The sequence below is a fragment of the Vibrio neptunius genome, from assembly GCF_000967495.1.
Taxonomy (GTDB): Bacteria; Pseudomonadota; Gammaproteobacteria; order Enterobacterales; family Vibrionaceae; genus Vibrio; species Vibrio neptunius.
This window is the reverse complement of the sequence record NZ_JXXU01000142.1, coordinates 1-276: the sequence shown is the minus strand read 5'-3', so window position 1 is coordinate 276 and position 276 is coordinate 1. Positions and strand designations below refer to the sequence as shown.

Annotated in this window: 1 protein-coding gene; it reads right to left on the bottom strand. The window is 46.7% G+C overall.

Annotation, left to right across the window (positions count from 1 at the left end):
• The coding region (locus tag TW84_RS23425; protein WP_476723309.1) for a transposase at positions 1–257 on the bottom strand (257 nt) is incomplete at its 3' end.
• Positions 258–276: the final 19 nt, after the last annotated feature.

The window sequence follows — 276 nt, the reverse complement described above, 5'->3', positions numbered from 1 at the left end:
AAGCCCAAGGCTCTCTCTCGGTTGATATTGACGACTAAGTGGTAGTGATTACTCATGATGGCGTAAGCACAAATATCGATGCAGTAGAGCTCCGCAAGCGAGTGCATTTTGTTGACAATCCACTCTCTTCGGTGCTCATAACTCACTAGGGTTTGCGGGTCTTCACCACATAAAAAGCTGCGCCTCACACAACGAGAAACACAATGATAATAGGATGTGGCTTCAATCGAGATAAGTTGCTTGCGCGCGGTTGTCATCAATGTGTCTCCTTGTCGA